Below are 24,081 nucleotides of genomic sequence, written 5' to 3'. Positions count from 1 at the left end.
CTTGTCTAGCCCTTGGCCTCGCGCAGCACCGCCGACAGCGTTCGCTCGGCGAGCGGCAGCTTGAATGCGTTGTCCTGCGTCGGCTTTGCGTCGGCGAGCAGGCGCGCGGTGACCGCCTTGGCGCCACGCGGCAATTCCGCCTCCGCCGGCTCGACGCGCCATGGCTTGTGCGCGACGCCGCCGAGCGCGACGCGGCCCGAGCCGTCGGGCTGCACGATCGCCGCGACCGACACCAGCGCAAACGCATAGGACGCGCGGTCGCGAACCTTGCGATAGGCCTGCGCGCCGCCGACGGGTTTTGGCAGCACCACGGCGGTGATCAGCTCGCCCGGCTCAAGCGCGGTCTCGATCTCGGGGTGGTCACCCGGCAGCCGATGCAGCTCGGCGATCGGGATCATCCGCGCGGTGCCGTCCGGCCGCACGGTCTCCACAACAGCGTCGAGCGCGCGCATCGCCACCGCCATGTCGCTTGGATGGGTCGCGATGCACGCATCGCCGGCGCCGATCACCGCATGCTGCCGGCTGAAGCCGCCGATCGCGGCGCAGCCGCTGCCGGGCTTGCGCTTGTTGCACGGCAGATTGGTGTCGTAGAAATACGGGCAGCGCGTCCGCTGCAGCAGATTGCCGGCGGTGGTCGCCTTGTTGCGCAACTGGCCGGAGGCGCCCGCCAGCAGCGCGCGCGACAGCACGGCGTAGTCGCGGCGCACGCGGCCGTCCGCCGCGAGGTCCGTGTTGCGGACCAGCGCGCCGATGCGCAAGCCGCCGTCCGGGGTCGCCTCGATCCGGTCCAGCGCCAGACCATTGACATCGATGAGATGCGCCGGCGTCTCGATCTCGAGCTTCATCAGGTCGAGCAGGTTGGTGCCGCCGGCAATGAATTTCGCGTTCGCGGTTCGCGCGGCGGCCGCGGCCGCTGCGCCCGGCGACGCAGCGCGCTCATAGCTGAACGTTCTCATGCACTCCTCCCGGCGACCTCACCGATCGCCTCGGCGATGTTGGAATAGGCGCCGCAGCGGCAGATGTTGCCGCTCATGCGCTCGCGCAGCTCGGCATTGCTCAGTCGCATCGGGGCATTGAGATCATCAGTCACATGGCTCGGGATACCGGCCCGGATCTCGTCGAGCACGGCCACCGCCGAGCAGATTTGCCCCGGCGTGCAATAGCCGCACTGGTAGCCGTCATGCTTGACGAACGCCGCCTGCATCGGATGCATATGCTCCGGCGAGCCCAGCCCCTCGATCGTGGTGATCTCGTCGCCCTCATGCATCACCGCAAGCGTCAGGCACGAATTGATGCGGCGGCCGTCGACGATGACGGTGCAGGCGCCGCACTGGCCGTGATCACAGCCCTTCTTGGTGCCCGTCAAATGCAGGTGCTCGCGCAACGCATCGAGCAGCGTAGTCCTGGTGTCGAGCTCGAGCTGATATGGTTCGCCGTTCACGTCAAAGGACACTCTTGCCATCACGGGCGCTCCGGTCGGGGTTGTTCGGTCGGTCGCCGCCGGGGAGGCGCGCGTTGCGACGGACGACGCGGCAAGCGAGGCGGCTCCTACAATCAACAGATGGCGTCGGGATAGTTCCAAATGGCCGGAAATTTGCAACTTGGATCTCCTTTGGCTCTCCTGATGGATCTCCTGCTGCTCGGCCGCGATCGCGCGCGGAACCGACAACAGGACTGAAGTCCGCACGTGCCTGTGGGCCGCATGGTGTGAATGCGATCGGCTGCGGAATGTTTCTCGTAACCCGCCAAACGAAATCGCGAGCGATTTGGCATCGCCGCGCGGAATACCGACCACCCGCCGGCGCTACGTGACAAAAGATCGCGCGGCGGTGGTATCATCCGCATGCGCGCCGAAAGGGAAAAGCAGCACGAAACCCTTTGGGCTTGCAGAAGATCATGTAGGATGACGGGCACGAGCTCGCGCCCGCCGACCCAGGACCGCCTGATGACCGCGCATGTGATAGTGACCGATGAAGCCGCAACGCGCGTGATCCGGCTGCGCCGGCCCGAGAAAAAGAACGCGATCACCCACGAGATGTTTCGTGCGATGAGGGAGGCGATCGACACGGCGCAGAACGATCCGAAAATCCGCTGCCTGATCGTCACCGGCGGCTCCGGCGTGTTCACCGCGGGCAACGACATCGAGGACTTGCTCGACCAGAGCACATCCGCAGGCGAGTTGCCGCCCGCCTCCGATTTGGTCAAGTTCCTTTATTCGCTGGCCCACAACGTCAAGCCGATCATCGCCGCTGTCGACGGCGTTGCGATGGGCATCGGCACCACCATGCTGTTCCACTGCGACTACGTGCTCGCCAGCACGACCGCGCTGTTCTCGACCCCATTCTCCAGGTTCGGCCTGGTGCCGGAGGGCGCGTCCAGCCTGCTGATGCCGCGTAGCATGGGCCACCAGCGCGCGTTCGCGATGCTGGTGATGGGACGCACCATGACGGCCGACGACGGCCGTGAGGCCGGCTTCGTCAACACGGTGGTGGCGCCGGGCCATGTCGAAGTCGAAGCGCGCAAGGTGGCGCGGGAGATCTGCGCGCTGCCGGCCGACGCGGTCGCGATCTCGCGCCGGCTGCTCAGGCTTCCGCCCGAGGACGTCACCCGCCGGATCGACCAGGAGAACCATGTGTTCAGCGAGCGCATGCGCTCCACGGAAGCGATCACAGCTTTCAAGACGTTCATGTCGCGCACGAAGGATTGAACGGCCGCGTCGCAAAAATGTAGTGGCGCCGCGTCATGATGGCGTGTTCCATGGACAGCTCATGAGACGTTCCCGCCGTTCGCTCCTCACCGCCGCCGTCTGCTCGTTTGTCGCCGTCGCGGCCGGCCCCGCGCCGGCGCAGACCGCGGCACCGGTGGATTTGCGCATTCTCGCCATCAACGATTTCCACGGCTATTTGCGGCCGCCGCCGGGCGGCATCCGCATCACCGATCCCGCCGACAACAGCAAGAAGATCATGGTGCCTGCCGGCGGCGCCGAGCGGATGGCGACCGCGGTCAAGCAGCTCCGCGAAGGGCACAAGAACAACATCTTCGTCGCGGCCGGCGACCTGATCGGCGCCAGCCCCTTCCTGTCGGCGATGTTTCACGACGAGCCGACCATCGAGTCGCTGTCGATGATGGGGCTCGCGATCTCCTCCGTCGGCAATCACGAGTTCGACGAGGGCAAGGCCGAGCTGCTGCGGATGCAGAATGGCGGCTGCCACCCGGTCGACCAGTGCCAGGGGCCGCATCCCTTCACCGGCGCCAAATTCCACTATCTCGCCGCCAGCACGATCGACAAGACCACCGGCAAGCCGGTGTTTCCGCCTTACGAGATCAGGGAGTTCGGCGGCATCCCGGTCGCCTTCATCGGGCTGACGCTGAAGAACACGCCGAACCTGGTGTCGCCGGCTGGCGTCGCAAGCCTCGAATTTCGCGACGAGGCCGAGACCGTCAATGCGCTGGTCCCGGAACTGAAGGCGAAGGGCGTCGAGGCCATCGTGGTCTTGATCCACGAGGGCGGCTTTCCGACCGGCGACTACAATGAATGCCCGGGCATTTCCGGGCCGATCGTCGACATCGTCAAGAAAATCGATCACGCGGTCGACGTCGTGATCTCCGGCCACACCCATCAGGCCTATATCTGCGAGATCGACGGGCGGCTCGTCACCTCCGGCGACAAATACGGCACGCTGGTCACCGCGATCGACCTGCAGCTCGATCCGAAGACCCATGACGTGATCAGCGCCAAGGCCAACAACACCATCGTTCGCCTCAACGCGTTCAAGCGCGATCCCGAGCAAAGCGCGCTGCTGGAAGCCTACGACCGGCTGGCGGCGCCGATCGCCAACCGCGCGGCGGGCGCGGTGACGGAAACGCTGTCGCGCACGCCGAACGACGCCGGCGAAAGCCCGCTCGGCGACATCGTCGCCGATGCGCAGCTCCTGGCGACCAGCGCGGAGCCGAACGGCGGCGCGGTGATCGCCTTCACCAATCCCGGCGGCGTGCGTACCGACATCACCATGCGCGAGGACGGCGCGGTGTCCTATGCCGACATCTTCGCGAGCCAGCCGTTCCGCAACCAGCTCGTGACCATGACGCTGACCGGCAGGCAGCTCAAGGACGTGCTGGAGCAGCAATGGGCCGATCCGAAGCGGCCGCGTCCGCTGCAGGTCTCCAAGGGCTTTTCCTATGCGTGGGACGCGACCAGGCCGGACGGTGCGCGCATCATAGCCGAGCGAATGTCGCTCAACGGCAAACTGATCGACCCGGCCGCGAGCTATCGCGTGACTGTGAACGATTATCTCGCCGAGGGCGGCGACGGCTTCACGGTGTTCAAGGACGGAACAGCGCAGCAGTTCGGCGTCTACGACGTCGACGCGCTCTATGCCTATTTCAAGGCCAACAGCCCGGTGGGGCCGACGGCGGGCCACCGCATCGAGCGGATCAATTGAGCCAGCCGGCGCGGATGGAACACTCGTCCATCCCGTCATTGCGAGGAGCTCGCGACAAAATTACAAAGCAATTTTGCGCTGAAGCGACGAAGCAATCCATGCTTCCGTGCGCTCGGTGACAATGGATTGCTTCGCTCCGCTCGCAATGACGGGGAAGGAGTTCGGCCCTTTGCGGTGGCTTTTTGAAGGATGAGGTCGAGAGACAAAGCTGGCCCTTTCCGGGCGGCCGGTAACGGCCTACATTAGGCGTTCCTCGTACGCGCGCCGGTTGCGCCGGGAATTTGCATGACACTGCTTCTGACGCATTCCGCCTGCCTCAACCATTTGACCCCTCCCGGACACCCCGAACGCCCCGATCGGCTGCGGGCGATCGACGAGGTGCTGGCCGAGGACCGCTTCAGGGAGCTGGTGCGTGACCAGGCGCCGGAAGGCGACCTGGATTCCGTGCTGCTCTGCCATGGCGAGCACTATGTCGGCGAGTTGCGCCACATCGCGCCGACCTCCGGCATGATCTATGTCGACGGCGACACCTCGATGTCGCCGGGCACCTGGGAAGCGGTGATGCGCGGCGTCGGCGGTGCGCTCGCCGCTACCGACGCCGTGGTGACGGGCCGGCATCAGAACGCCTTCGTGGCGGTGCGGCCGCCCGGCCATCACGCCGAGAAATCGACGCCGATGGGTTTCTGTTTCTTCGACAATGCCGCGATCGCCGCGCGCCACGCGCAGCGCAAGCACGGCATCACGCGCGCCGCGGTGGTCGATTTCGACGTCCATCATGGCAATGGCACGCAGGACATCTTCTGGGCCGATCCGACCGTGATGTACTGCTCGACGCACCAGATGCCGCTGTTTCCGGGCACCGGCGCAATGGGCGAACGCGGCGAGCACGACACCATCGTCAACGCGCCGCTGGCGCCGGAAGACGGCAGCGCCAGGTTCCGCGCCGCCTTCGAGAACCTGATCCTGCCGCGGCTGCAGCAGTTCTCACCGGAACTTATCATCATCTCGGCCGGCTTCGACGCGCATCATCGCGATCCGCTGGCGTCCATCAACCTGAAGGCCGACGATTTCGGCTGGGTGACGCGCAAGCTGATGGATATCGCCGACAAGAGTGCCGGCGGCCGTGTGGTCTCGGTGCTGGAGGGCGGTTACGACCTGCAGGGCCTGAAAGAGTCGGTGGCTTCCCATGTTGGCGCATTGATGGCCGGGTAAATCCCCGCCACAATAAGCTCGCAAAAATTCGATTGATTCTGCGCAGGGACGAGCATGATCCCGAACGGCGGGAACCGGTTTTCCCTCGCGACAGACACGTAGCGTTTGCGCGGAGATCATGCTCAAACACGTCTGTGCAACCGGGAACACGAGATGGCCGAAAATACTCAAGCCGACGTCAAGAAGCTGTCGTTCGAACGCGCGATCGAGGAACTCGAATCGATCGTCAAGCGGCTCGAGGACGGCAAGGTCCCGCTCGAGGAGTCGGTCGCGATCTACGAACGCGGCGAGGCGCTGAAGCGCCGTTGCGAGGAATTGTTGCGCCAGGCCGAAGCCCGGGTCGACAAGATCACCACCGACGCCTCGGGCCAAGTGAACGGCACCGAGCCGCTCGACGTGCAGTAGCGACGCGAGCGGCCGTCGCGACAATCCGGCGGCCTGGCCGCTGAGCCGACCGTACCCCAGCCGGCAATTGTTGCTGCGCGTTTCCGTGATCTCCACGAGCCGGGGGATGGCGATCCCCTCGGCCAGCTGCTTTTTTGCGCGCCTGCCCGACCGCAGAATCGGCCGATCGGGGTCCGCCGGCTTGCCGCCAAAATGAGCAGAATGGACCCCGTCACCAGCTCCACCCATTGAAAAGTCTAGCTTTTTTGGCGCAAAGCATGGGAACCTAGCGCGTCGAGCGGGTTGGCTTTGGTCACAACTTTGGTGTAATGCTTCCAGCCTATGGGCATTTGAAGGTGACGAGCGGCCAGATTCGTCCTGGCGGCAAGCGCCTCAAATGGTTCGACAAAACTGAACCGGGACGGGTGAAGAGCGACCAACGTGATGCTTATCACGTGGTTCAATCCGGAGTGAATCTAGGCTTTCAAACCAGGCACCGGCCCTGCCGGGGCGGCACCCAGTGTCTGGCTTTCGCTGCGCGGAGCGCAACCCTTCTCGCGTCGGGCCGTTGGTCTCGACCTTCAAAAATTGGAACATCGCTGTGACCACATTTAGTAATACGCCGCTTCTTGACACCATTCGCACGCCGGAAGACCTGCGCAAGCTGAAGGTCGAGCAGGTGCGGCAGGTTGCCGACGAGCTGCGCCAGGAAACCATCGATGCGGTGTCGGTGACGGGCGGTCATTTCGGCGCCGGCCTCGGCGTGGTCGAGCTGACCACCGCCATCCACTACATCTTCGACACCCCGCGCGACCGCCTGATCTGGGACGTCGGCCACCAGGCCTACCCGCACAAGATCCTGACCGGACGCCGCGACCGCATCCGCACGCTGCGCACCGGCGGCGGCCTCTCCGGCTTCACCAAGCGCACCGAGAGCGACTACGACCCGTTCGGCGCCGCGCACTCCTCGACCTCGATCTCGGCCGGTCTCGGCATGGCCGTGGCGCGCGACCTCTCCGGCGGCAAGAACAATGTGATCGCCGTGATCGGCGACGGCGCGATGTCGGCCGGCATGGCCTATGAGGCCATGAACAACGCCGGCGCCATGAACTCGCGCCTGATCGTGATCCTCAACGACAACGACATGTCGATCGCGCCGCCGGTCGGCGCGATGAGCGCCTATCTGTCGCGGCTCTATTCCGGCAAGACCTATCGCACGCTGCGCGAGGCGGCGAAGCAGATCAACCAGCGCCTGCCGAAGGTGCTTGCCAACCGCGCCAACCGCGTCGAGGAATATTCCCGCGGCTTCATGATGGACGGCGGCACGCTGTTCGAGGAGCTCGGCTTCTATTACGTCGGCCCGATCGACGGCCATAACCTCGACCATCTGCTGCCGGTGCTGAAGAACGTCCGCGACATGGAAACCGGGCCGATCCTGGTCCATGTCGTGACCCAGAAGGGCAAGGGCTACGGTCCGGCCGAGGCATCCGCCGACAAGTACCACGCCGTGGTCAAGTTCGACGTCGCCACCGGCACCCAGGCCAAGGCCAAGCCGAATGCGCCGGCCTACCAGAACGTGTTCGGCCAGAGCCTCGTCAAGGAAGCGCAGAAGGACGACAAGATCGTCGCGATCACCGCGGCGATGCCGTCCGGCACCGGCGTCGACATCTTCAACAAGGCGTTCCCCGATCGCACCTTCGACGTCGGCATCGCCGAGCAGCACGCGGTGACCTTCGCGGCGGGTCTCGCCACCGAAGGCTACAAGCCGTTCTGCGCGATCTATTCGACCTTCCTGCAGCGCGGCTATGACCAGGTGGTGCATGACGTCGCGATCCAGGGCCTGCCGGTCCGCTTCGCGATCGACCGCGCCGGCCTGGTCGGCGCTGACGGCGCGACCCATGCCGGCTCGTTCGACAACGCCTATCTCGGCTGTCTGCCAAACTTCGTGATCATGGCGGCCTCCGACGAGGCCGAGCTCGTGCACATGGTGGCGACGCAGGTCGCGATCAACGATCGCCCGAGCGCGCTGCGCTATCCGCGCGGCGAAGGCCGCGGCGTCGATATGCCGGAAGTTGGCGTTCCGCTGCCGATCGGCAAGGGTCGCATCATCCGCGAGGGCAAGAAGGTCGCGCTGCTCTCCTTCGGTACCCGTCTCGCCGAATGCGAGAAGGCGGCCGACGAGCTCGCTGCCCATGGCCTGTCGGCGACCATCGCCGATGCGCGCTTCATGAAGCCGCTCGACGAGGACATGATCCTGAAGCTTGCGCGCGATCATGAGATCCTGATCACGATCGAGGAAGGCTCGATCGGCGGTTTCGGCTCGCATGTGGTGCAGTTCCTGTCCGAACACGGCATGCTCGACAGCGGAATGCTGAAGTTCCGCTCGATGATCCTGCCTGACGTGTTCCTCGACCACGACACGCCGGCGGCGATGTATGCCCGCGCCGGTCTCGACGCCAAGAGCATCGTCGCCAAGGTGTTCGACACCCTCGGCAAGGATTTCAAGATCGAGACCGTGAAGCTCGCGTAATCCACCCGGGCGGCGCTTTGGGCGCCGGCAAGTCCATGATCATCTATCTGGCAGGTCCTGACGTGTTCCTGCCGGATGCCGTGGAGATTGGCCGCCGCAAGGCGGAGATATGTGCGCTGCACGGACACACGGGGCTCTATCCGCTCGACAATGCGGTGACCCCCGCGGCCGTCGGTGCATCTCTCACCATCTTCAAGAGCAATGAAGCGATGATGGAGTCCGCCGACGCCATCATCGCCAATTTGACGCCGTTTCGCGGCCCCAGTGCCGACGCAGGCACTGTCTACGAACTCGGCTACATGGCGGGACGCGGCAAGCTGTGCCTCGCCTATTCGAACGATCCCGCGTCCTACGCCAATCGCGTGGCGCGGCTGCAGCAAGTGGCGGAGGCGCCCGACGGACGCCTGATCGACGCGGAGGGGCTCACGGTGGAAGAGTTTGGATTGCCCGACAATCTGATGATGATACATGCGCTCGATCTGCACGGCAGTCCGCTGGTGACGCCGAACGAAGCCCCGTCGGACATCTGGCGCGATCTCGCTTCCTTCGAGGCTTGCGTGCGGCTCGCCGCCGGGCGCGCGCGACGCTTGCCGGGCTTCATCAATTGACCGGGACAGGCGACAGCCATCGGCCGGCCGGGAAGCGCGTCGATGTGCTTCTGGTCGAGCGCGGCCTGTTCGAGAGCCGGGCGCGGGCGCGCGCGGCGATCGACGCAGGCCTTGTGACGGCGGGCGGCAAACAGATCGTGAAGGCCTCCGAGATCGTGGCCCCCGACGCCGAATTGACCGCCGAGCCGGCGCACCCTTACGTCTCGCGCGGCGGCGTCAAGCTCGCCAGTGCGCTGGAGCACTATCCGATCGACGTCGAGGGCCATGTCTGCCTCGACGTCGGCGCCTCGACCGGCGGCTTCACCGAGGTGCTGCTCGCCAACGGCGCGAGCCTCGTCTTTGCCGTCGATGTCGGCCACGGCCAGCTGCACCCCTCGTTGCAGGGACACCCGAAGATCGTCTCCATGGAGGAGACCGATATCAGGAGCTTTGAAGGTAAGCGCCTGCCGGCGCGGCCCGACATCGTCGTGATCGATGTCAGCTTCATCTCGCTCAAGGCGGTGCTGCCGGTGGCGCTGTCGCTCGCGGCCGCGCCGATGCATCTGCTCGCGCTGATCAAGCCGCAATTCGAGGCTGCGCGCAAACATTCCAAGCGCGGCATCATCCGCAACGCGATGGTGCACCAGGAGATCTGCGACGACATCGCCACCTTCGCCGCCTCGCTCGGCTGCACCGACATCCAGGTGTTCCCGTCCTCGATCAAGGGCGGCGACGGCAACATCGAGTTCTTTCTCGGCGCGCGGCGTGGCTGAGCTGATTACCATCGACCATGTCGGCCATCGCGGCGACGGCGTCGCGATCGATGGCGCGCAGTCGATTTATGTGCCTTACGCGCTGGCCGGCGAGACGATCGAGGTCGCCGACGTCGCCGGTCACCATCCCGACCGGCGCCGACTCGTGCGGGTCGCGCGCGCCAGCCCCGAGCGCATCGCGCCGTTCTGCCCGCATTTCGGCGTCTGCGGGGGCTGCGCGATCCAGCACTGGAACGACGAAGGCTACCATGCCTGGAAGCGCAACATCGTCGTCGAGACGTTGGCGCAGGCCAAAGTTGCAGCCGAGGTGGCGCCGCTGATCGACGCCCACGGCGCCGGGCGCCGCCGCATGACGCTGCACGCGCGCGTGGGCACCCACGAGATCCTCATGGTCGGCTTCGCCGCGGCGGGCTCGCATGACATCGTCCCGGTCGACCGCTGTCCGATTCTCGATCCCGCGCTTGACGGCGCGCTCGAGGCGGCCTGGGCCGTCGCCGAGCCGCTGACCTCCACGGGCAAGCCGCTCGACATCCAGGTGACCGCGACCCTCAACGGTCTCGACATCGACGTGCGCGGCTCGGGCGCGCTGCCGACCAGCATGATCACCGCCCTGTCTCGCGCCGCGGAGAAACACCGGCTGGCGCGGCTGACGCGGCACGGCGAACTGGTGCTGATGCGCGGCTCCCCGGAGATCGCGATCGGAAAGGCGAAGGTCGTGCTGCCGCCGGGCTCGTTTCTGCAGGCGACCGTCAAGGGCGAGGAAACCCTTGCCGCCCTCGTCGTCGAGCGTTGCGGACGCGCAAAACACATCGCCGATCTGTTTTGCGGCGTCGGCCCGTTCGCGCTTCGCCTGGCGGAGAGGGCCCGGGTCGCGGCTCTCGACAGCGATGCCGGTGCGATCACGGCCCTGCAAAAGGCCGCGAAGTCAACGCCGGGGCTAAAGCCGCTCAAGGCCGAGGCGCGCGACCTGTTTCGCCGCCCCCTGGTGCCGCAGGAGTTGCGCGACTACGACGCCGTCGTGTTCGATCCGCCCCGGCAGGGCGCGCAGGCGCAGGTCACGCAGCTTGCGGCGAGCAAAGTGCCCGTGGTCGTGGCGGTGTCCTGCAACGCAGCGACCTTCGCGCGCGACGCGAAGATCCTCATCGATGGCGGCTACCGGATCGAGGGCGTTACGCCCGTCGACCAGTTCCGCCATACCCCGCATGTCGAGCTGGTGGCACGGTTCGCGCGCTGAGGCCGTGTGACTGATATCGCAGAGCACGATATGGTCCGCATTCCATGCCGCACGATCCGCTACTCGCCAGCATCACTCCGATCCTCGCAAAGGTCCCAGGCGTTGCCGCTATCGTGCTCGGCGGCTCACGGGCGCGTGGAACGGCGCACGATGCATCCGACTACGACATCGGCCTCTACTACACAGACACCACAGCCCTGGACACCGACCGGCTGCGCGAGGCGATGACCGAGATCGTCGACGTTCCGGACGCGGTGCATGTGACGCCGATCGGCGAATGGGGGCCGTGGATCGTCGGCGGCGCGTGGCTTGCGATCGGCGGCCGCAAGGTCGACCTGCTCTATCGCAGCATCGACAGAGTGAGCGCGACGCTCGACGCCTGCCGGAACGGCGATATCGCCATGCACTACCAGCCCGGCCATCCGCACGGATTCTGCCCGGCGATCTGGATGGGCGAGGTTGCGCTCTGCCGTTCCCTGCATGACCCGAGCGGCCTCATCGCAGAGCTGAAGGCCAGGACCGTGCCCTACCCGCGCGCGTTGCGCGACGCGCTGATCCGGCGCTTTCAATGGGAGATCCTGTTCAGCATCGAGAACGCCGAGATCGCTTTGCCGCGCGGCGACAGCACGCATGTCGCCGGCTGCGCCTATCGCGCGCTCGCCTGCATGGGCCAAGTGCTGTTCGCCCTCAACGGGCAATACCTGATCAACGAAAAGGGCGCGCTGAGCGCGGCCGTCGGCTTTCCGGTGACGATTCATGGTCTGACCGAGCGCGTCGCGGAAGTCTGGCGGTCGATTGGATCAGGCCGGCATGCGGATGCATTGCAGACGCTGAGGATGCTGGAGCAGGACCTTCGGGAGATATCGTAGAACGAAGCGTAACCGACGTGACCGCTCAGCGTCCCCACCTGTCCTGCCAGATCTTCTCGCCGATCATGCAGTTGACGCGCGGCTCCTTCTCGGCGGCCCGCACCACGGGCGGCTCGGGCGTGTTGCCGGCGACCTCGAGCAGGAGCTTGGTGCGGATCGCCTCCTTGAACTTCTCGCGATCCTTGATCGACACCACGAAGGAGCCTGGACCGCCGATCACGCAGTCCTCGTAGTACCAGTCGAGATTATCGATATCCATCGTCGAGTAGGACGGCTCCTTCACCATGATCGGCAGGCCGTTGATGACGATGCCCTTCTCCAGCGCCATGTCGCGCGCGGGCTGGATCGGCGCGCCGTTGTTGTTAGGGCCGTCGCCGGAAATATCGATCACGCGCCGCAGGCCGCGATGCGGGTTCTCGTCGAACAACGGAACCGCGAAATAGATCGCGCCCGAGATCGAGGTGCGCGAGGCCCGGCGGACCGGCGTCTTCATGATCTCGGCCGAGACGGCATCCGCGGATTCAGGACCGTCGATCACGCGCCAGGGGATGATGATCTTCTGATCGTTGGAGGCGGCCCATTCGATATAGGTGATCGCGATCTTGCCGTTCGGCCCGGCCTTTAGTGCCTGCAGGAACTCCTTGGAGACGAGCGCCTGCGCGTAGCCCTCGCGCTGGACCGCGAGCTCTTCCAAGTCCATCGAATAGGAGACGTCGACCGCAAGAATCAGCTCGACATCGACGCTCGGGGTGGATTCCTTCTCGACCAGTCGCTCGTTGGGCTGTGTTCCCGGTCCGGGTGCGGCAACACCGGCCACATCGCCGCCGGCCAGCATGCCTGCGACAAGCACCGCTCCGATCGAGACATACCAGCGCATCGCTGCCCTCCCGTCGTGTGCCCATCATCGTGACATGCAAATCAGGCGGCGCAAAGCGCGAACATCATCCGCGCTTCACATTCAGGTTAAGCCCGTTCGCCTTGATTTGGGCGACGATGGCGTCGCGCGCCGTGCCGTGACCGCAATGAGCCCGTGCAAATCGACCGGTTCCAACGAAGCCCGGAAGGCATTATTCTTTGGGCTGCAACCGTGAGGGAGGTGCCGGGCAATGCCCGATACCATCGTCAAGCCGAAAACCAAGGCAAAGACCAAGGTCGAGCGGCCGCGTCTGCACAAGGTCATCCTGATCAACGACGACTACACGCCGCGCGAATTCGTCGTGACCGTGCTGAAGGCGGAATTCCGCATGACCGACGATCAAGCCTACAAGGTGATGCTGACGGCACACCAGCGCGGCGTCTGCGTGGTCGCCGTCTTCACCAGGGACGTCGCCGAGACCAAGGCGACACGCGCCACTGACGCCGGCCGCGCCAAGGGCTACCCGCTGCTGTTCACCACCGAGCCGGAAGAGTAGCAGCCCTCACCGCTCCACCGGCTGCGCGAGCTGCGCCCGCCGCCTCTAAGGTTTGTACTCAATCAGATGTATAATTTTACGTGGAGATATGATTCAAGCTCTGCATTTGCGGGGCTTGGATCATGGCGGGCGAGTTTTGGTTGAATGATCGGCAGTGGGCAGCAATCGAGCCCTTGCTGCCGCAAAATCAGCCCGGCGCTCGTCGAGTCGATGATCGCCGCGTGATCAGTGGCATCATCCATGTGTTGAAGTCCGGCTGCCGCTGGCGCGATTGCCCGGCAGTGTTCGGCCCTTACACGACCGTCTACAATCGCTGGAACCGCTGGTCGCGGCGCGAGGTCTGGCGCAATCTGTTCGAAGCACTTCGGGGCCTGTCGCCCGATGACGACTTCCAGGCCATCGATTCCACGACCGCCAAGGCGCACCGTGCGGCGGCCGGTGGAAAAGGGGGGCGGAGGCTCAGGCCATCGGTCGTTCCCGCGGTGGCAGGACCACCAAGATCCACGCCGTCTGCGACAGTCTCGGACGCGCCATCGCGCTCGAAGTAACGCCAGGTCAGCGTGGTGACATCCGCGCGGCGCTGCCCCTGCTCAGCTCTCTGCCACCACCGCGTTGCTGTGCGGCCGACACGGCCTATGACGCGAACGAACTGCGGCAATTCCTCATCGAACGGGGAACAACCCCGGTCATCCCAAACAATCCCACCCGAAAACGCTTCCATCCGTTCGACCGCGCCGCATACAAGCGGCGCAACCTCGTCGAGCGCATGTTTTGCAGGCTCAAGGACTGGCGGCGCATTGCAACCCGCTATGACAAGCTCGCCAGAAACTTCCTCTCGGCCGTCAATCTTGCTGCCGCTATCATTTGGTGGACCTGATTGAGTCCGGACCTTAGGCGTGAGCGGTGCGCGGCGCCTCGTCGTGCAGGCCATAGACCCGTTCAGCCTTCGAGAATCCGGCAATCGGAAACTCGCCGAGATCGCTCCAGCCGCCGTCGCAAATGCCGGCGAAGCGCGCGGAGGCGACGACGGTGCGGCCGAGCCGGCCGGCGATCCTCTCCAGCCGCGCGGCGAGATTGACCGCGGGCCCGATGCAGGTGAAGTCCAGCCGGTTGCCGCCGCCGATATTGCCGTAGAGCACGCGCCCAAGATGCAGGGCGACGCCGAAGCGGAAACGCTCGACGTCTTCGCCATTGGGGAATTGCAGCGCCGCGACGCCGGCGCGGGATTCGCGCACCGCCTCCAGCACGCGCGAGCAGACCTGCGCCTCGTCGCCGACATATTCGTCGACCGGAAACACCGCGAGCAGGCCGTCGCCCATGAATTTCAGCACCTCGCCGCCATGGGCGCGGATCGCGGACACCTGGCAATCGAAATAGAGGTTGAGGATCTCGACCACCGTCTCGGCCGGCAAGCGATCCGACAACGCGGTGAAGCCGCGCAAATCGGACAGCCAGATCGCGGCATCCATCGTATCGGCATGGCCGCGCCTGATCTGGCCGCCCATGATGCGCTCGCCGGCGCGGTTGCCGACATAGGTGTCGAGCAGCAGCGTGGCAGTGCGGCGCAGGGTGACGATCTCGATGTAACGCGCCAGCGGAACGGTGAGCGACCGGATCACGTTCAGTTGCTTCTCGGTGAAGCCACCCGGCTGCTTGGTGGTCCAGCTCGAGGCATTGACAAAGCCGTCCATGTAGACGAGCGGCAGGGCGATATAGTCGGTGACGCCCTCCGCGCGCAGGTCCTCGACGATCGGGAAACGCGCACTTGCCGGGTCGCCGACCCGCGCCCTCACCTCAACGCCCTGTCTGAAGACGATCGCCAGTGGACTGGCGACAAATTCCGGCGACTCCAAAATCTGGTAATCGACTGTGCCGACCTCGACCTCGGCACCGGGCTTCCAGATGAAATTGCGGCCGGCGATCTCGGGATGCAGCGTGCGAACAAAGACGCCGACGCGCCACAGCGGCAAGCCTGCGCGAACCACGCGTTCGCAGCATTCCGCCATCATCTGCGACGGGGTGGGCGCCGAGCGCGCGCCGCTGATCATCCACGCGATGATGTCCCGCAACTCCGACGCGTTCATGGCAGCACCCCCGGCGTGCACCCGACCTGGAGCATTTTTCGGTTCTGATTGAATCAGAACCGAAGCTCCAGATTCTTGTTTTGACGCGTTCTCTTCACGCGAACCGGAGTCCGCTTCGCTCGAAAACGCGGTAGCGACCGCCACTATACAGGAATCAGCGGCCGGTCTGTCCGCGATGGCGCAGAAAATGATCGGCCAGCACGCAGGCCATCATGGCCTCGCCGACCGGCACCGCGCGAATGCCGACGCAGGGATCGTGGCGGCCCTTGGTCAGGATGTCGGTGTCGGCGCCCTTGCGATCCACGGTCCGGCGCGGGGTCAGGATCGAGGATGTCGGCTTGACCGCGAAACGCACCACCACCGGCTGGCCGGTCGAGATGCCGCCCAGGATGCCGCCGGCATTGTTGGACAGGAACCGGGTGCCGTCATTGCCGGTCCGCATCTCGTCGGCATTCTCTTCGCCGGAGAGCTCGGCGGCACCGAAGCCGGCGCCGATCTCGACGCCCTTGACCGCATTGATGGTCATCATCGCGGCCGCCAGCTCGCTGTCGAGCTTGGCATAGATCGGCGCGCCGAGCCCGGCCGGCACGCCTTCGGCGACGACCTCAATGACGGCACCGATCGAGGATCCGCTCTTCCTGATGCCGTCGAGATAGCTTTCGAAAAACGCCGCCTTGTCCTTGTCCGGGCAGAAGAACGGATTCTTGGCGATCTCGTCCCAGTCCCACTTGTCGCGGTCGATCTTGTGCGGGCCCATCTGCACCAGCGCGCCGCGCACCTTCACGCCAGGCAGGACCTTGCGCGCGATCGCGCCAGCCGCGACGCGGGTCGCGGTCTCGCGCGCCGAAGAGCGCCCGCCGCCGCGATAGTCGCGTAGGCCGTATTTCGCCTCATAGGTGAAGTCGGCGTGACCGGGGCGGAACTTGTCCTTGATCTCGGAATAATCCTTGGAACGCTGGTCGGTGTTCTCGATCAGCAGCGCGATCGGCGTGCCCGTCGTCACCTGCACGCCGGTCTCCGGGTGCGCCATCACGCCGGACAGGATCTTCACCGCATCCGGCTCCTGGCGCTGGGTGGTGAAGCGCGACTGGCCGGGGCGGCGGCGATCGAGGTCGTGCTGGATCTCCTCCACGCCAAGCGGGATCAGCGGCGGGCAGCCATCGACCACGCAGCCGATCGCGACTCCATGGCTTTCACCGAAGGTCGTGACGCGGAACATATGGCCGAAGGTGTTGAAGGACATCTGGTTGGTCCGGAAGTAAAGCGATGCCTGACGTTGGTAGCGCCACGCGTCACGTGGGTCAAACCTCCCCTTCGGGCTTGTCCCGGCCACGACGGGTGGCGTGGTGGGCGCCTACCTTAACTATATTTCCGCAAGCCGGCCTCATCGAACACATAGACCGCACCCTGCTCGACGGTGAGATCCGCCGCGCTGGCCGGGGTCTCGAAGCCGAGCGCCACCATCAGCGCCCGCGCGGTGCCGCCATGGGCAACAGTGACCATGTCCGAGGCCACCGAATGGTACCAGTCGGTCATCCGCGCCTGCACGTCGACATAGCTTTCACCGCCCGGTGCCGCCACTGTCCACTTCTCGACCAGGCGCCGGGCATAGAGCGCGGGATCGGCGGCCTGCGCTTCCTTGAGCGTCGAGCCTTCCCATGTGCCATAGCCGATCTCGCGCAGCCGATCGTCGAGCGCATAGCCGCCCGGCGGCACGCCGAGCTCCGCGCGCACGAGCTCCATGGTTGCTCGCGCCCGGATCAGCGGGCTTGCAACGAAGGCGAGCTGCGCCTGGTCGCGGCCGTCGCGCGCGAACAGGTCGGCGAGGATGCGCCCGGCATGCGCCGCCTGCCGGCGTCCGAGCTCGTTCAGCGCAATGTCCTGCACGCCCTGCAGCCGGCCTTCCGCATTCCAGGAGGTCTCGCCGTGGCGGATATAGTAGATCGTCGGCACCGGCATTGCGTGATGACTAATCCTTGCTGAGCGAGATGTGCTGCTTCATGCCGAACACGTGGTAGCCGGAATCGACACACCGGGTACAGCCCAAATCGGCTCTTGGCTCACGCGCCGTGCGGACAAATCCACGCAATCGGAATAGTTACGTCATTGGGGTGTTATGTTGCGCAAGGCGGCTGCCGCCGGAACCATCGAAGACAGGGATGCATGACCGCCTTTCGTCAAAGCGTCGAGGCCATGATACCGGCGCTCCGGCGCTACGCGCGCGCGCTCGCGCGTGACGCCGACATCGCCGACGATCTGGTGCAGGACACGCTGGTGCGGGCGCTGCGCTCGGAGCGGCTGTTCCTCGGCGGCGATATCAGGAGCTGGCTGTACACGATCCTGACCAACCTGAACAAGAACCGCCGGCGCTCGCTGGCGCGGCGGCCGCCGCTGATGCCGCTGCTCGACAACAATGCCGACGCCAGCGGGACCGAGGCCGAGGGACGCGATATTGAGCGCGCGCTGTCGACGCTGGTGGAGGAGCAGCGCTCGGTGCTGCTGCTGGTGATGCTGGAAGGCCTGAGCTACCGCGAGGTCGCCGACATCCAGGGGGTACCGATCGGCACGGTGATGTCCCGGCTCGCCCGCGCCCGCGCCCATGTGAGAGCCTCGCTGGACGGCGAGCGCCCGGCGCTCAGGCGGGTGAAATGACACTGTGCATGATGGACGGCGTTGCGCGTGAACGATTTCCAATCAAGATTTGACAGAGACGACTGATATGACCGACCCGAAGATTCCCGTGACCGAAGATGAGCTGCATGCTTACGTCGACAACGAGCTGCCGGCCGAACGTCGCGGCAATGTCGAGGCGTGGCTCGCGGCGCATCCCGACGAAGCGGCGCGGGTGCAGTCGTGGCGTGCGATGGCGGATGCGCTGCATGCGCGCTACGACTCCGTGCTCGACGAGGCGGTGCCGAAGCGGCTCGAACTCGAGCGGCTGGTACGCCAGCCACGGCGCTGGATCTATGGCGCGGTTGCGGCAACGCTCGTCGCCTTCGTCGCCGGCGGCGGCCTCGGCTGGGTCGCGCGCGGCGTGGCGGCGGCGCCGTCGACCTTCCAGAGCTTCACGCTCGATGCCCTCGATGCACACCGGCTCTACGTCGTCGAGGTCCGCCATCCCGTCGAGGTGCCCGGCAGCGAGCGTGCGCATCTGCAGGCATGGCTGACCAAGCGCTGCGGCTGGGACGTCCGCGCGCCGGAGCTTGCCGGGCTGAAGCTGATCGGCGGCCGGCTGCTGCCCGGGCCGAGCGGGCCGGCGTCGTTCCTGATGTATGAGAGCGCCTCCGGCGAGCGCTACACGATCTACACCGCGAAGGCGAAGACCGAGGCGACGCAGATGCGATACGCCGTGCAGGGCAATGACGGCGCCCTGTTCTGGGCCGATCGCGGCGTCGCCTATGTCGTCAGCGGCGGCACCGACCGCACCCGCCTGACCCAGGTCGCGCAGGCGGTCTACGACCAGATGGAAAGGAGCGGCGGGTAGCCCGCAATTCTACGGAAGAAGCCACGACGTGCCGACGTTGAATGAATCTTGCCTCATTCGACGTCCCAATTCGGACATTGAAAATTTCGAATCGTGTCATTGGCGCGTCTCAATATCGCACCGGATGATCACGCGAAGATGATCTGCGCTCGATCCGCCGATCGGCGCTCGCGGCCTCGATTGGGGTTTTGTACCGCGCTGGTCCCCCTCTCGAGGCCGCACTCCTTCATGCGCTGCCCGGACCGTCTGCTCGCCGCAGAACCGGACGGAGCGGCCTGCCATGCTTTAACGCGGTTGCGATGCACACCGTCTACCCCGGACGAGTCCGGGGCAGTTCAGTTTCGCATCTCGAGCGCTGTCGGCTGTCAGCCGAGATCGCTGCGCGGATTGTAGGGGTGTCGATCCCGCCACGCCTGCATCAATGCCTCAAGATCGCCATCGTTGCCGTCGGGAAGGATGATGCGGGTGGTGACGTAGAGGTCGCCGGTCGCGCCCGCCTTGGGTAGCCCCTTGCCCTTGAGGCGGAAGGTGCGGCCGCTGGAGGTGTTCTTCGGGATCGACAGTTCAACCGCGCTGCCGAGCGTCGGCACGCGGACCTTGCCGCCGAGCACGGCCTCGTAGAGCGTGATCGGCAGGTCGATCCTGAGATCGTTGCCGTCGACCTTGAAGAACGGATGCGGCGCGATCGAGATCGTGATCAGGAGGTCGCCGGGCGGATGGCCGGGCGCGGTCTCCCCCTGCCCCTTCAACCGGATCTGCTGGCCGCTCGCGACGCCTGCGGGGATCTTGACGTTGAGCTCGCGGCCCGTCGGCAGCCGAACACGCTTCTCGCCGCCCTTGGCGGACTCCTCCAGTGACACGGTCATGGCAACCGAAAGGTCGAGGTCGACCCCGACCCCGCCGCCGACGTCGAATTCGAACGGGCTCGATCGGCCGCCGCGGCCAGCACGGGTCGCGTTGCCGAACATGCTGTTGAGGATGTCCTCGAAGCTGCCGCCGCCCATGCCACCGCCCGGGCCGGTGCGGAAGCTGTACTCGAAACCGCCCGGACCGGCACGGCCGCCGGCACCGGCGCCGCCGCCAGGGAATCCCTGGAAGCGCGGCTTGCCTTCGGCATCGATTTCGCCGCGGTCGAACTGACGGCGCTTGTCCTCGTCGCCAATGATCTCGTTGGCGGCATTGATCTCGGCAAAGCGGGCGGCCGCCTTGGGATCACCCTTGTTGTTGTCGGGATGATGCTTCTTGGCGAGCTTGCGATAGGCGCTCTTGATCGTCGCAGCGCTGGCGCTCCGCTGCACCCCCAAGACTTCATAGGGGTCGCGCATCCGTCAGGTCTCCTTCACGGGAAAATCAGTCCAGAATCAGGAACCCGTCCGGGCCCACTTTGCGTTCATCTGGGGGTTCAGTGGCATTTTTGCAACTAGCCCGGCGCCGTCGCCACGTCAAAATACCGACGGCGCTCAGGACCTTCTCCACGGCGTCATGCTACGGATTTCCCACCGTCCTCGTCCAGTCTTGCAGGCAGCGCCCTGCAACCAACTCTCGGTAGTTCCGTTGACGTAGCTTGCGAGGAAGTCGCGGCAGACCCGGCCGTCCTCGCCCGAATAGGCCTGCGCCAGCGGCGTCACCGATCCGCGCGCACCGGTCTGCGGATTCTCCCAAGGCTGGCTGGAATCCTTGTCGCCCTTGGTTAGCACATCGGAGGCGGCGTTACGGGCGAAAGCAAGGTCGCTGTCGGTCGGCGCCACCGCGTTAACCGGCATCGGGCGGATTGAGCCCGTCACATCCCTGTCGTCCATCCGCGCGAAGGCATCGACCTGCGACAGGCTGCAGCCGCTTGCGCCGACACCGATGAGAATCAGTATAACCACCGTGCCTGCGGGACGGATCGCCGATAGGCCAATGCGCCCCCATGCCCTATATAGGGCGAGCAACGCGTTTTGTGACGCGGGCGGAAGCAAATCGGGACCCCTGACATGACCGACACGACCTCCATCAAACACCCGACACCGTTAACATCGGGTGATTTTACAGCGGCGGAGGAGCCGTTCGTGCTGTTCGGTGAATGGCTTACCGAGGCCGCCAAGTCCGAACCGAATGATCCGAACGCGATGGCGCTCGCCACCGTCGACGCCGACGGGCTGCCCGACGTTCGGATGGTGCTGATGAAGGGCTTCGATGCCGACGGCTTCGTCTTCTACAGCCACATCGCCTCCGCCAAGGGCCGCGAATTGGCCGCAAATCCGAAGGCGGCTTTGCTGTTTCACTGGAAATCGCCGCGCCGGCAGGTGCGCATACGCGGGTTGGTCGCGCCGGTGACCGATGCGGAGGCGGATGCTTATTTCGCCACGCGGCCGAAGCAGGCGCAGATCGGAGCGTGGGCCAGCAAGCAATCGCAGCCGCTGGAGAGCCGCTTCGCCTTCGAACAGGCGATCGCCAAGGTCGGCGCGAAATACTTGATCGGCGAGGTGCCGCGTCCGCCGGGCTGGAGCGGATGGCGGATCACGCCGCTGCGCATCGAGTTCTGGCATGACCGACCCTTCCGCCTGCACGACCGCATCGAATTCCGCCGCGACGGCGCCGGCAGCGCGTGGTCGAAAGTTCGACTCTATCCCTGATGCCAACGGACACTGACGCCGTTCAACGCTGAAAGGTCCCCATGTCTCCCACATCCAACGCGCCCCGCCGCACGCTGCTCCTGACCGGCGCCAGCCGTGGCATCGGCCATGCGACCGCGATCCGGTTCTCATCCGCCGGCTGGCGCGTTATTACCTGCTCGCGGCACGCCTTTCCCGAAGTTTGCCCATGGGGCGCGGGGCCGGAAGACCATATCGAGGTCGACCTCGGCAGCCACGACGACACCGTGCGCGCGATCTCCGAAATCAGGCGACGGCTGGAGAACGACGAACTCCACGCGCTGGTCAACAATGCCGCGATCTCGCCGAAAGCTCCGGGCGGGGGACGCCTCGGCACCATGGATACCGATGTCGAAACCTGGAACCAGGTTTTTCACGTCAACTTTTTCGCACCGATCATGATCGCGCGCGGGCTGATCGAGGAGTTGAAGCACGCGCGAGGCGCGGTGGTGAACGTCACCTCGATCGCGGGCTCCCGCGTGCATCCCTTTGCCGGCGCGGCCTATGCGACGTCGAAGGCAGCGCTGGCGGCGCTGACGCGCGAGATGGCATCGGACTTCGGCCGCGTCGGCGTCCGCGTCAACGCGATCGCGCCGGGCGAGATCGACACCGCGATCCTGTCGCCGGGCACCGAGAAGATCGTCGAGCAGCAGATCCCGATGCATCGCCTGGGCACGCCGGACGAGGTCGCCAAGATCATCTACGTGCTGTGCACGGAAACCAGCTCTTACGTGAACGGTGCGGAGATCCACATCAACGGTGGTCAGCACGTATAAGAGTGGGTTGGGACGTCATTGCTGGGAGGGAGAGCGGCGAAGCGATCCCCGGCCGCCGCCGCGGCCGTATTCCAGGGATTGCTTCGATTGCGGATGCAACGACGCAAGGAGGCTTCTGCCTCCGAGGCTTCTGCCTCTATTCCGCGTAGAACCTGCGCGGCTTCTTCTCAAGCGGCCGCAGCGCGACGTCATTCAACGCGCTGGAGCAGTCGTCTTCGTCTTCACCGTCCAGCAACGCAGCGCCACAGTATCGACAAAGCCTCGGCGAGATCGCCTGCACCTTGCCTGCTGCGCGGTCTCGTTGATAGCGCGCAAAATCGATGACGTTACGCCGTGGCGTTATGATTTTCTCAACCATTGCTGTCCTCCGGCTTCGAGACTGGCGTTATCGCAGACAAGTTTCGCCCAAACGTTCAGCGCAACACTCAAATTTTAGGAGAGGAAATAAGGCAGCCCGCCTCAATCCCAAAATGCGAGGCGCGCGCCGCAAACAGGCCGTTACAGCCACTTCTTCCACTTGAAGATCCAGTACGGCACGATCGCTGCGGCGAGCATGGCGATGAGTGCCAGCGGATAGCCGTGCGTCCATTCGAGTTCCGGCATCACCTTGAAGTTCATGCCGTAGACCGAGGCGATCAGCGTCGGCGGCATCAACACCACCGCCATCACCGAGAACAGCTTGATGATGTTGTTCTGCTCGAGATTGACGACGCCGAGCATGGCGTCGAGCACGAAGGTGATCTTGTTGGAAAGATAGGAGGCGTGGTCCGTCAGTGACGCGACGTCCCGCTGCATGGTCTTGAGCTGCTCGCGCATGTCCTTCGACCATTTCACCCCTTCCACGACGGCGGACAGGAAAGTGACGAGGCGGCCGATCGAGACCAGGCTCTCACGGACCTTCGAGGTCAGGTCGCCCTTGCGGCCGATGGCGATCAGGATCTGCGAATATTGCTTGGCGTGGCCATGGCGCTCGCTTTCGGGTTCGAAAATGTCATGCGAGACCTGGTCGATATCGGCGCCGCAGCGCTCCAGAATGTCGGCGCAGCGGTCGATCACCGCGTCCAGGAGTTCCATCAGCACCTGCTCGCCGGTGATGCCGGGGGAGCAGGCGCGCGCCAGCTTGTTCTCGACCAGCGCGAACGGCTTGGGCAGATCGTAGCGCACCGTAACCAGGCGATGGCCGGTCAGGATGAAGGTGACGGCCGTGGTCCGCGGCATGTCCGTGTCGGACTGGCACATCAGCGTCGCGGTCATGTAGCGCGCGCCACTCTCGATGTAGAGACGGCTGGAGATCTCGATCTCCTGCATGTCTTCCCGCGTCGGAACCGCGATCTTGGCCAGCCTCTCGACGGCCCGATCCTCCTCCACGGTCGGGTTCACCAGATCGACCCAGACCGCGTTGTCGGGCAGCCCCGCCAGGTCAGTGATGGCAGCCTTTTTGAGGGACACATCGGAGGGGACGAACACCGACAGCATAAGGAACTCCGGGAAACGGCTGGCAGACCCGTGGACTTAGCCCGATTCTGGCTGGCGGTTCATGACTGGGACATGAATCGGGCGCCCCTTTTGTAGCGGCCGAGTGCTGGCGGCGCGACACCCGCTCCGACCGTTGCCGATTTGCACAGAAAGGCGGCCCGGCGCCCGAAAACTTGCGGCAA

25 protein-coding genes are annotated in these 24,081 nt (G+C 65.3%); 15 read left to right on the top strand and 10 right to left on the bottom strand.

What is annotated here, in order from left to right; all coding sequences use genetic code 11:
* Window positions 1-5: 5 nt before the first annotated feature.
* The gene (locus tag MTX23_RS10490; RefSeq protein ID WP_280976560.1) at window positions 6-956 is read right to left on the bottom strand and encodes a xanthine dehydrogenase family protein subunit M; all 951 of its coding nucleotides are present in this window, start codon (window positions 954-956) and stop codon (window positions 6-8) included.
* Window positions 953-1,600 (bottom strand): aldehyde dehydrogenase iron-sulfur subunit PaoA, encoded by a 648-nt coding sequence (paoA, locus tag MTX23_RS10485; RefSeq protein ID WP_280976559.1) that lies wholly within the window; start codon window positions 1,598-1,600, stop codon window positions 953-955. The genes MTX23_RS10490 and paoA overlap by 4 nt, the downstream gene beginning before the upstream one ends.
* A gap of 345 nt (window positions 1,601-1,945) precedes the next feature.
* Here paoA and MTX23_RS10480 point away from each other — a divergent pair, with 345 nt between their 5' ends.
* From MTX23_RS10480 to MTX23_RS10440, 9 genes are all read left to right on the top strand, one after another.
* Complete coding sequence (locus MTX23_RS10480) at window positions 1,946-2,707, top strand: crotonase/enoyl-CoA hydratase family protein (RefSeq protein WP_280978034.1); 762 nt, start codon at window positions 1,946-1,948, stop codon at window positions 2,705-2,707.
* Window positions 2,708-2,768: 61 nt separating this feature from the next.
* Window positions 2,769-4,442 (top strand): bifunctional metallophosphatase/5'-nucleotidase, encoded by a 1,674-nt coding sequence (locus MTX23_RS10475; protein WP_280976558.1) that lies wholly within the window; start codon window positions 2,769-2,771, stop codon window positions 4,440-4,442.
* Window positions 4,443-4,727: 285 nt separating this feature from the next.
* Window positions 4,728-5,654, top strand: coding sequence for a histone deacetylase family protein (locus MTX23_RS10470; protein ID WP_280976557.1), 927 nt, complete (start codon window positions 4,728-4,730; stop codon window positions 5,652-5,654).
* A gap of 153 nt (window positions 5,655-5,807) precedes the next feature.
* Entirely contained in the window at window positions 5,808-6,059 is a 252-nt protein-coding gene (locus tag MTX23_RS10465) for an exodeoxyribonuclease VII small subunit (protein WP_280976556.1), read from the top strand.
* A gap of 580 nt (window positions 6,060-6,639) precedes the next feature.
* On the top strand, window positions 6,640-8,568 hold the full coding sequence (gene dxs, locus MTX23_RS10460; protein ID WP_280976555.1) for a 1-deoxy-D-xylulose-5-phosphate synthase: 1,929 nt from the start codon (window positions 6,640-6,642) through the stop codon (window positions 8,566-8,568).
* Window positions 8,569-8,603: 35 nt separating this feature from the next.
* Window positions 8,604-9,176, top strand: a complete 573-nt coding sequence (locus MTX23_RS10455) for a nucleoside 2-deoxyribosyltransferase (RefSeq protein WP_280976554.1) — start codon at window positions 8,604-8,606, stop codon at window positions 9,174-9,176.
* The gene (locus MTX23_RS10450; protein ID WP_280976553.1) at window positions 9,173-9,928 is read left to right on the top strand and encodes a TlyA family RNA methyltransferase; all 756 of its coding nucleotides are present in this window, start codon (window positions 9,173-9,175) and stop codon (window positions 9,926-9,928) included. The genes MTX23_RS10455 and MTX23_RS10450 overlap by 4 nt, the downstream gene beginning before the upstream one ends.
* The gene (locus MTX23_RS10445; protein WP_280976552.1) at window positions 9,921-11,162 is read left to right on the top strand and encodes a methyltransferase; all 1,242 of its coding nucleotides are present in this window, start codon (window positions 9,921-9,923) and stop codon (window positions 11,160-11,162) included. The genes MTX23_RS10450 and MTX23_RS10445 overlap by 8 nt, the downstream gene beginning before the upstream one ends.
* A 44-nt stretch (window positions 11,163-11,206) precedes the next feature.
* Window positions 11,207-12,031, top strand: coding sequence for a nucleotidyltransferase domain-containing protein (locus tag MTX23_RS10440; protein ID WP_280976551.1), 825 nt, complete (start codon window positions 11,207-11,209; stop codon window positions 12,029-12,031).
* Between the two features lie 25 nt (window positions 12,032-12,056).
* Here MTX23_RS10440 and MTX23_RS10435 read toward each other — a convergent pair whose 3' ends face one another.
* Window positions 12,057-12,908, bottom strand: a complete 852-nt coding sequence (locus MTX23_RS10435) for a DUF1194 domain-containing protein (RefSeq protein ID WP_280976550.1) — start codon at window positions 12,906-12,908, stop codon at window positions 12,057-12,059.
* Window positions 12,909-13,137: 229 nt separating this feature from the next.
* Here MTX23_RS10435 and clpS point away from each other — a divergent pair, with 229 nt between their 5' ends.
* Both clpS and MTX23_RS10425 read left to right on the top strand, forming a co-directional pair.
* Window positions 13,138-13,443: an ATP-dependent Clp protease adapter ClpS gene (gene clpS / locus MTX23_RS10430; protein WP_280976549.1), complete on the top strand. Its 306-nt coding sequence runs from the start codon at window positions 13,138-13,140 to the stop codon at window positions 13,441-13,443.
* 122 nt (window positions 13,444-13,565) lie between these two features.
* Window positions 13,566-14,320, top strand: a protein-coding gene (locus tag MTX23_RS10425; protein ID WP_280972604.1) for an IS5 family transposase whose coding sequence is annotated in 2 segments (ribosomal slippage) — window positions 13,566-13,899 and window positions 13,899-14,320 — 756 coding nt in all. Because the reading frame shifts where the segments join, the coding sequence is not laid out codon by codon here.
* A gap of 13 nt (window positions 14,321-14,333) precedes the next feature.
* On the opposite strand, the gene MTX23_RS10420 is transcribed toward MTX23_RS10425, so the two are convergent.
* The 3 genes from MTX23_RS10420 to MTX23_RS10410 all read right to left on the bottom strand — a co-directional run bounded on the left by MTX23_RS10420 (window position 14,334) and on the right by MTX23_RS10410 (window position 17,486).
* Window positions 14,334-15,527, bottom strand: a complete 1,194-nt coding sequence (locus MTX23_RS10420; protein WP_280976548.1) for an adenylate/guanylate cyclase domain-containing protein — start codon at window positions 15,525-15,527, stop codon at window positions 14,334-14,336.
* A gap of 154 nt (window positions 15,528-15,681) precedes the next feature.
* On the bottom strand, window positions 15,682-16,770 hold the full coding sequence (gene aroC, locus MTX23_RS10415) for a chorismate synthase (protein WP_280976547.1): 1,089 nt from the start codon (window positions 16,768-16,770) through the stop codon (window positions 15,682-15,684).
* Between the two features lie 116 nt (window positions 16,771-16,886).
* On the bottom strand, window positions 16,887-17,486 hold the full coding sequence (locus MTX23_RS10410; protein WP_280976546.1) for a histidine phosphatase family protein: 600 nt from the start codon (window positions 17,484-17,486) through the stop codon (window positions 16,887-16,889).
* 204 nt (window positions 17,487-17,690) lie between these two features.
* Between MTX23_RS10410 and MTX23_RS10405 the strand changes: the two genes are divergently transcribed.
* Together MTX23_RS10405 and MTX23_RS10400 are read left to right on the top strand one after the other, a co-directional pair.
* The gene (locus tag MTX23_RS10405) at window positions 17,691-18,179 is read left to right on the top strand and encodes a sigma-70 family RNA polymerase sigma factor (protein ID WP_280976545.1); all 489 of its coding nucleotides are present in this window, start codon (window positions 17,691-17,693) and stop codon (window positions 18,177-18,179) included.
* 67 nt (window positions 18,180-18,246) lie between these two features.
* Window positions 18,247-19,011, top strand: a complete 765-nt coding sequence (locus tag MTX23_RS10400; protein ID WP_280976544.1) for an anti-sigma factor — start codon at window positions 18,247-18,249, stop codon at window positions 19,009-19,011.
* 365 nt (window positions 19,012-19,376) lie between these two features.
* On the opposite strand, the gene MTX23_RS10395 is transcribed toward MTX23_RS10400, so the two are convergent.
* On the bottom strand, window positions 19,377-20,336 hold the full coding sequence (locus tag MTX23_RS10395) for a DnaJ C-terminal domain-containing protein (protein WP_280976543.1): 960 nt from the start codon (window positions 20,334-20,336) through the stop codon (window positions 19,377-19,379).
* 135 nt (window positions 20,337-20,471) lie between these two features.
* Complete coding sequence (locus tag MTX23_RS10390; RefSeq protein WP_348637551.1) at window positions 20,472-20,882, bottom strand: RT0821/Lpp0805 family surface protein; 411 nt, start codon at window positions 20,880-20,882, stop codon at window positions 20,472-20,474.
* Window positions 20,883-20,987: 105 nt separating this feature from the next.
* Between MTX23_RS10390 and pdxH the strand changes: the two genes are divergently transcribed.
* Window positions 20,988-21,629: a pyridoxamine 5'-phosphate oxidase gene (gene pdxH, locus MTX23_RS10385; RefSeq protein ID WP_280976542.1), complete on the top strand. Its 642-nt coding sequence runs from the start codon at window positions 20,988-20,990 to the stop codon at window positions 21,627-21,629.
* A gap of 41 nt (window positions 21,630-21,670) precedes the next feature.
* Window positions 21,671-22,423, top strand: coding sequence for an SDR family oxidoreductase (locus MTX23_RS10380; protein ID WP_280976541.1), 753 nt, complete (start codon window positions 21,671-21,673; stop codon window positions 22,421-22,423).
* A gap of 136 nt (window positions 22,424-22,559) precedes the next feature.
* Here the strand turns inward: MTX23_RS10380 and MTX23_RS10375 are convergent, their stop codons facing one another.
* Entirely contained in the window at window positions 22,560-22,781 is a 222-nt protein-coding gene (locus tag MTX23_RS10375) for a hypothetical protein (protein ID WP_280976539.1), read from the bottom strand.
* Between the two features lie 140 nt (window positions 22,782-22,921).
* Window positions 22,922-23,899: a magnesium transporter CorA family protein gene (locus MTX23_RS10370; protein WP_280976538.1), complete on the bottom strand. Its 978-nt coding sequence runs from the start codon at window positions 23,897-23,899 to the stop codon at window positions 22,922-22,924.
* Window positions 23,900-24,081 lie beyond the last annotated feature (182 nt).

The sequence above is a fragment of the Bradyrhizobium sp. ISRA436 genome (assembly GCF_029910015.1).
GTDB lineage: Bacteria > Pseudomonadota > Alphaproteobacteria > Rhizobiales > Xanthobacteraceae > Bradyrhizobium.
The sequence above is the reverse complement of the archived record's forward strand: the minus strand, read 5'-3'. Positions and strand labels throughout refer to the sequence as shown.

What these genes read in the sequence shown, in the direction of transcription:
- MTX23_RS10490 (WP_280976560.1), bottom strand. Translation starts at nt 956, where the DNA reads ATGAGAACGTTCAGCTATGAGCGCGCTGCGTCGCCGGGCGCAGCGGCC.
- MTX23_RS10480 (WP_280978034.1), top strand. Translation starts at nt 1,946, where the DNA reads ATGACCGCGCATGTGATAGTGACCGATGAAGCCGCAACGCGCGTGATC.
- MTX23_RS10475 (WP_280976558.1), top strand. Translation starts at nt 2,769, where the DNA reads ATGAGACGTTCCCGCCGTTCGCTCCTCACCGCCGCCGTCTGCTCGTTT.
- MTX23_RS10470 (WP_280976557.1), top strand. Translation starts at nt 4,728, where the DNA reads ATGACACTGCTTCTGACGCATTCCGCCTGCCTCAACCATTTGACCCCT.
- MTX23_RS10465 (WP_280976556.1), top strand. Translation starts at nt 5,808, where the DNA reads ATGGCCGAAAATACTCAAGCCGACGTCAAGAAGCTGTCGTTCGAACGC.
- MTX23_RS10455 (WP_280976554.1), top strand. Translation starts at nt 8,604, where the DNA reads ATGATCATCTATCTGGCAGGTCCTGACGTGTTCCTGCCGGATGCCGTG.
- MTX23_RS10440 (WP_280976551.1), top strand. Translation starts at nt 11,207, where the DNA reads ATGCCGCACGATCCGCTACTCGCCAGCATCACTCCGATCCTCGCAAAG.
- MTX23_RS10435 (WP_280976550.1), bottom strand. Translation starts at nt 12,908, where the DNA reads ATGCGCTGGTATGTCTCGATCGGAGCGGTGCTTGTCGCAGGCATGCTG.
- clpS (WP_280976549.1), top strand. Translation starts at nt 13,138, where the DNA reads ATGCCCGATACCATCGTCAAGCCGAAAACCAAGGCAAAGACCAAGGTC.
- MTX23_RS10420 (WP_280976548.1), bottom strand. Translation starts at nt 15,527, where the DNA reads ATGAACGCGTCGGAGTTGCGGGACATCATCGCGTGGATGATCAGCGGC.
- aroC (WP_280976547.1), bottom strand. Translation starts at nt 16,770, where the DNA reads ATGTCCTTCAACACCTTCGGCCATATGTTCCGCGTCACGACCTTCGGT.
- MTX23_RS10410 (WP_280976546.1), bottom strand. Translation starts at nt 17,486, where the DNA reads ATGCCGGTGCCGACGATCTACTATATCCGCCACGGCGAGACCTCCTGG.
- MTX23_RS10405 (WP_280976545.1), top strand. Translation starts at nt 17,691, where the DNA reads ATGACCGCCTTTCGTCAAAGCGTCGAGGCCATGATACCGGCGCTCCGG.
- MTX23_RS10400 (WP_280976544.1), top strand. Translation starts at nt 18,247, where the DNA reads ATGACCGACCCGAAGATTCCCGTGACCGAAGATGAGCTGCATGCTTAC.
- MTX23_RS10395 (WP_280976543.1), bottom strand. Translation starts at nt 20,336, where the DNA reads ATGCGCGACCCCTATGAAGTCTTGGGGGTGCAGCGGAGCGCCAGCGCT.
- pdxH (WP_280976542.1), top strand. Translation starts at nt 20,988, where the DNA reads ATGACCGACACGACCTCCATCAAACACCCGACACCGTTAACATCGGGT.
- MTX23_RS10380 (WP_280976541.1), top strand. Translation starts at nt 21,671, where the DNA reads ATGTCTCCCACATCCAACGCGCCCCGCCGCACGCTGCTCCTGACCGGC.
- MTX23_RS10375 (WP_280976539.1), bottom strand. Translation starts at nt 22,781, where the DNA reads ATGGTTGAGAAAATCATAACGCCACGGCGTAACGTCATCGATTTTGCG.
- MTX23_RS10370 (WP_280976538.1), bottom strand. Translation starts at nt 23,899, where the DNA reads ATGCTGTCGGTGTTCGTCCCCTCCGATGTGTCCCTCAAAAAGGCTGCC.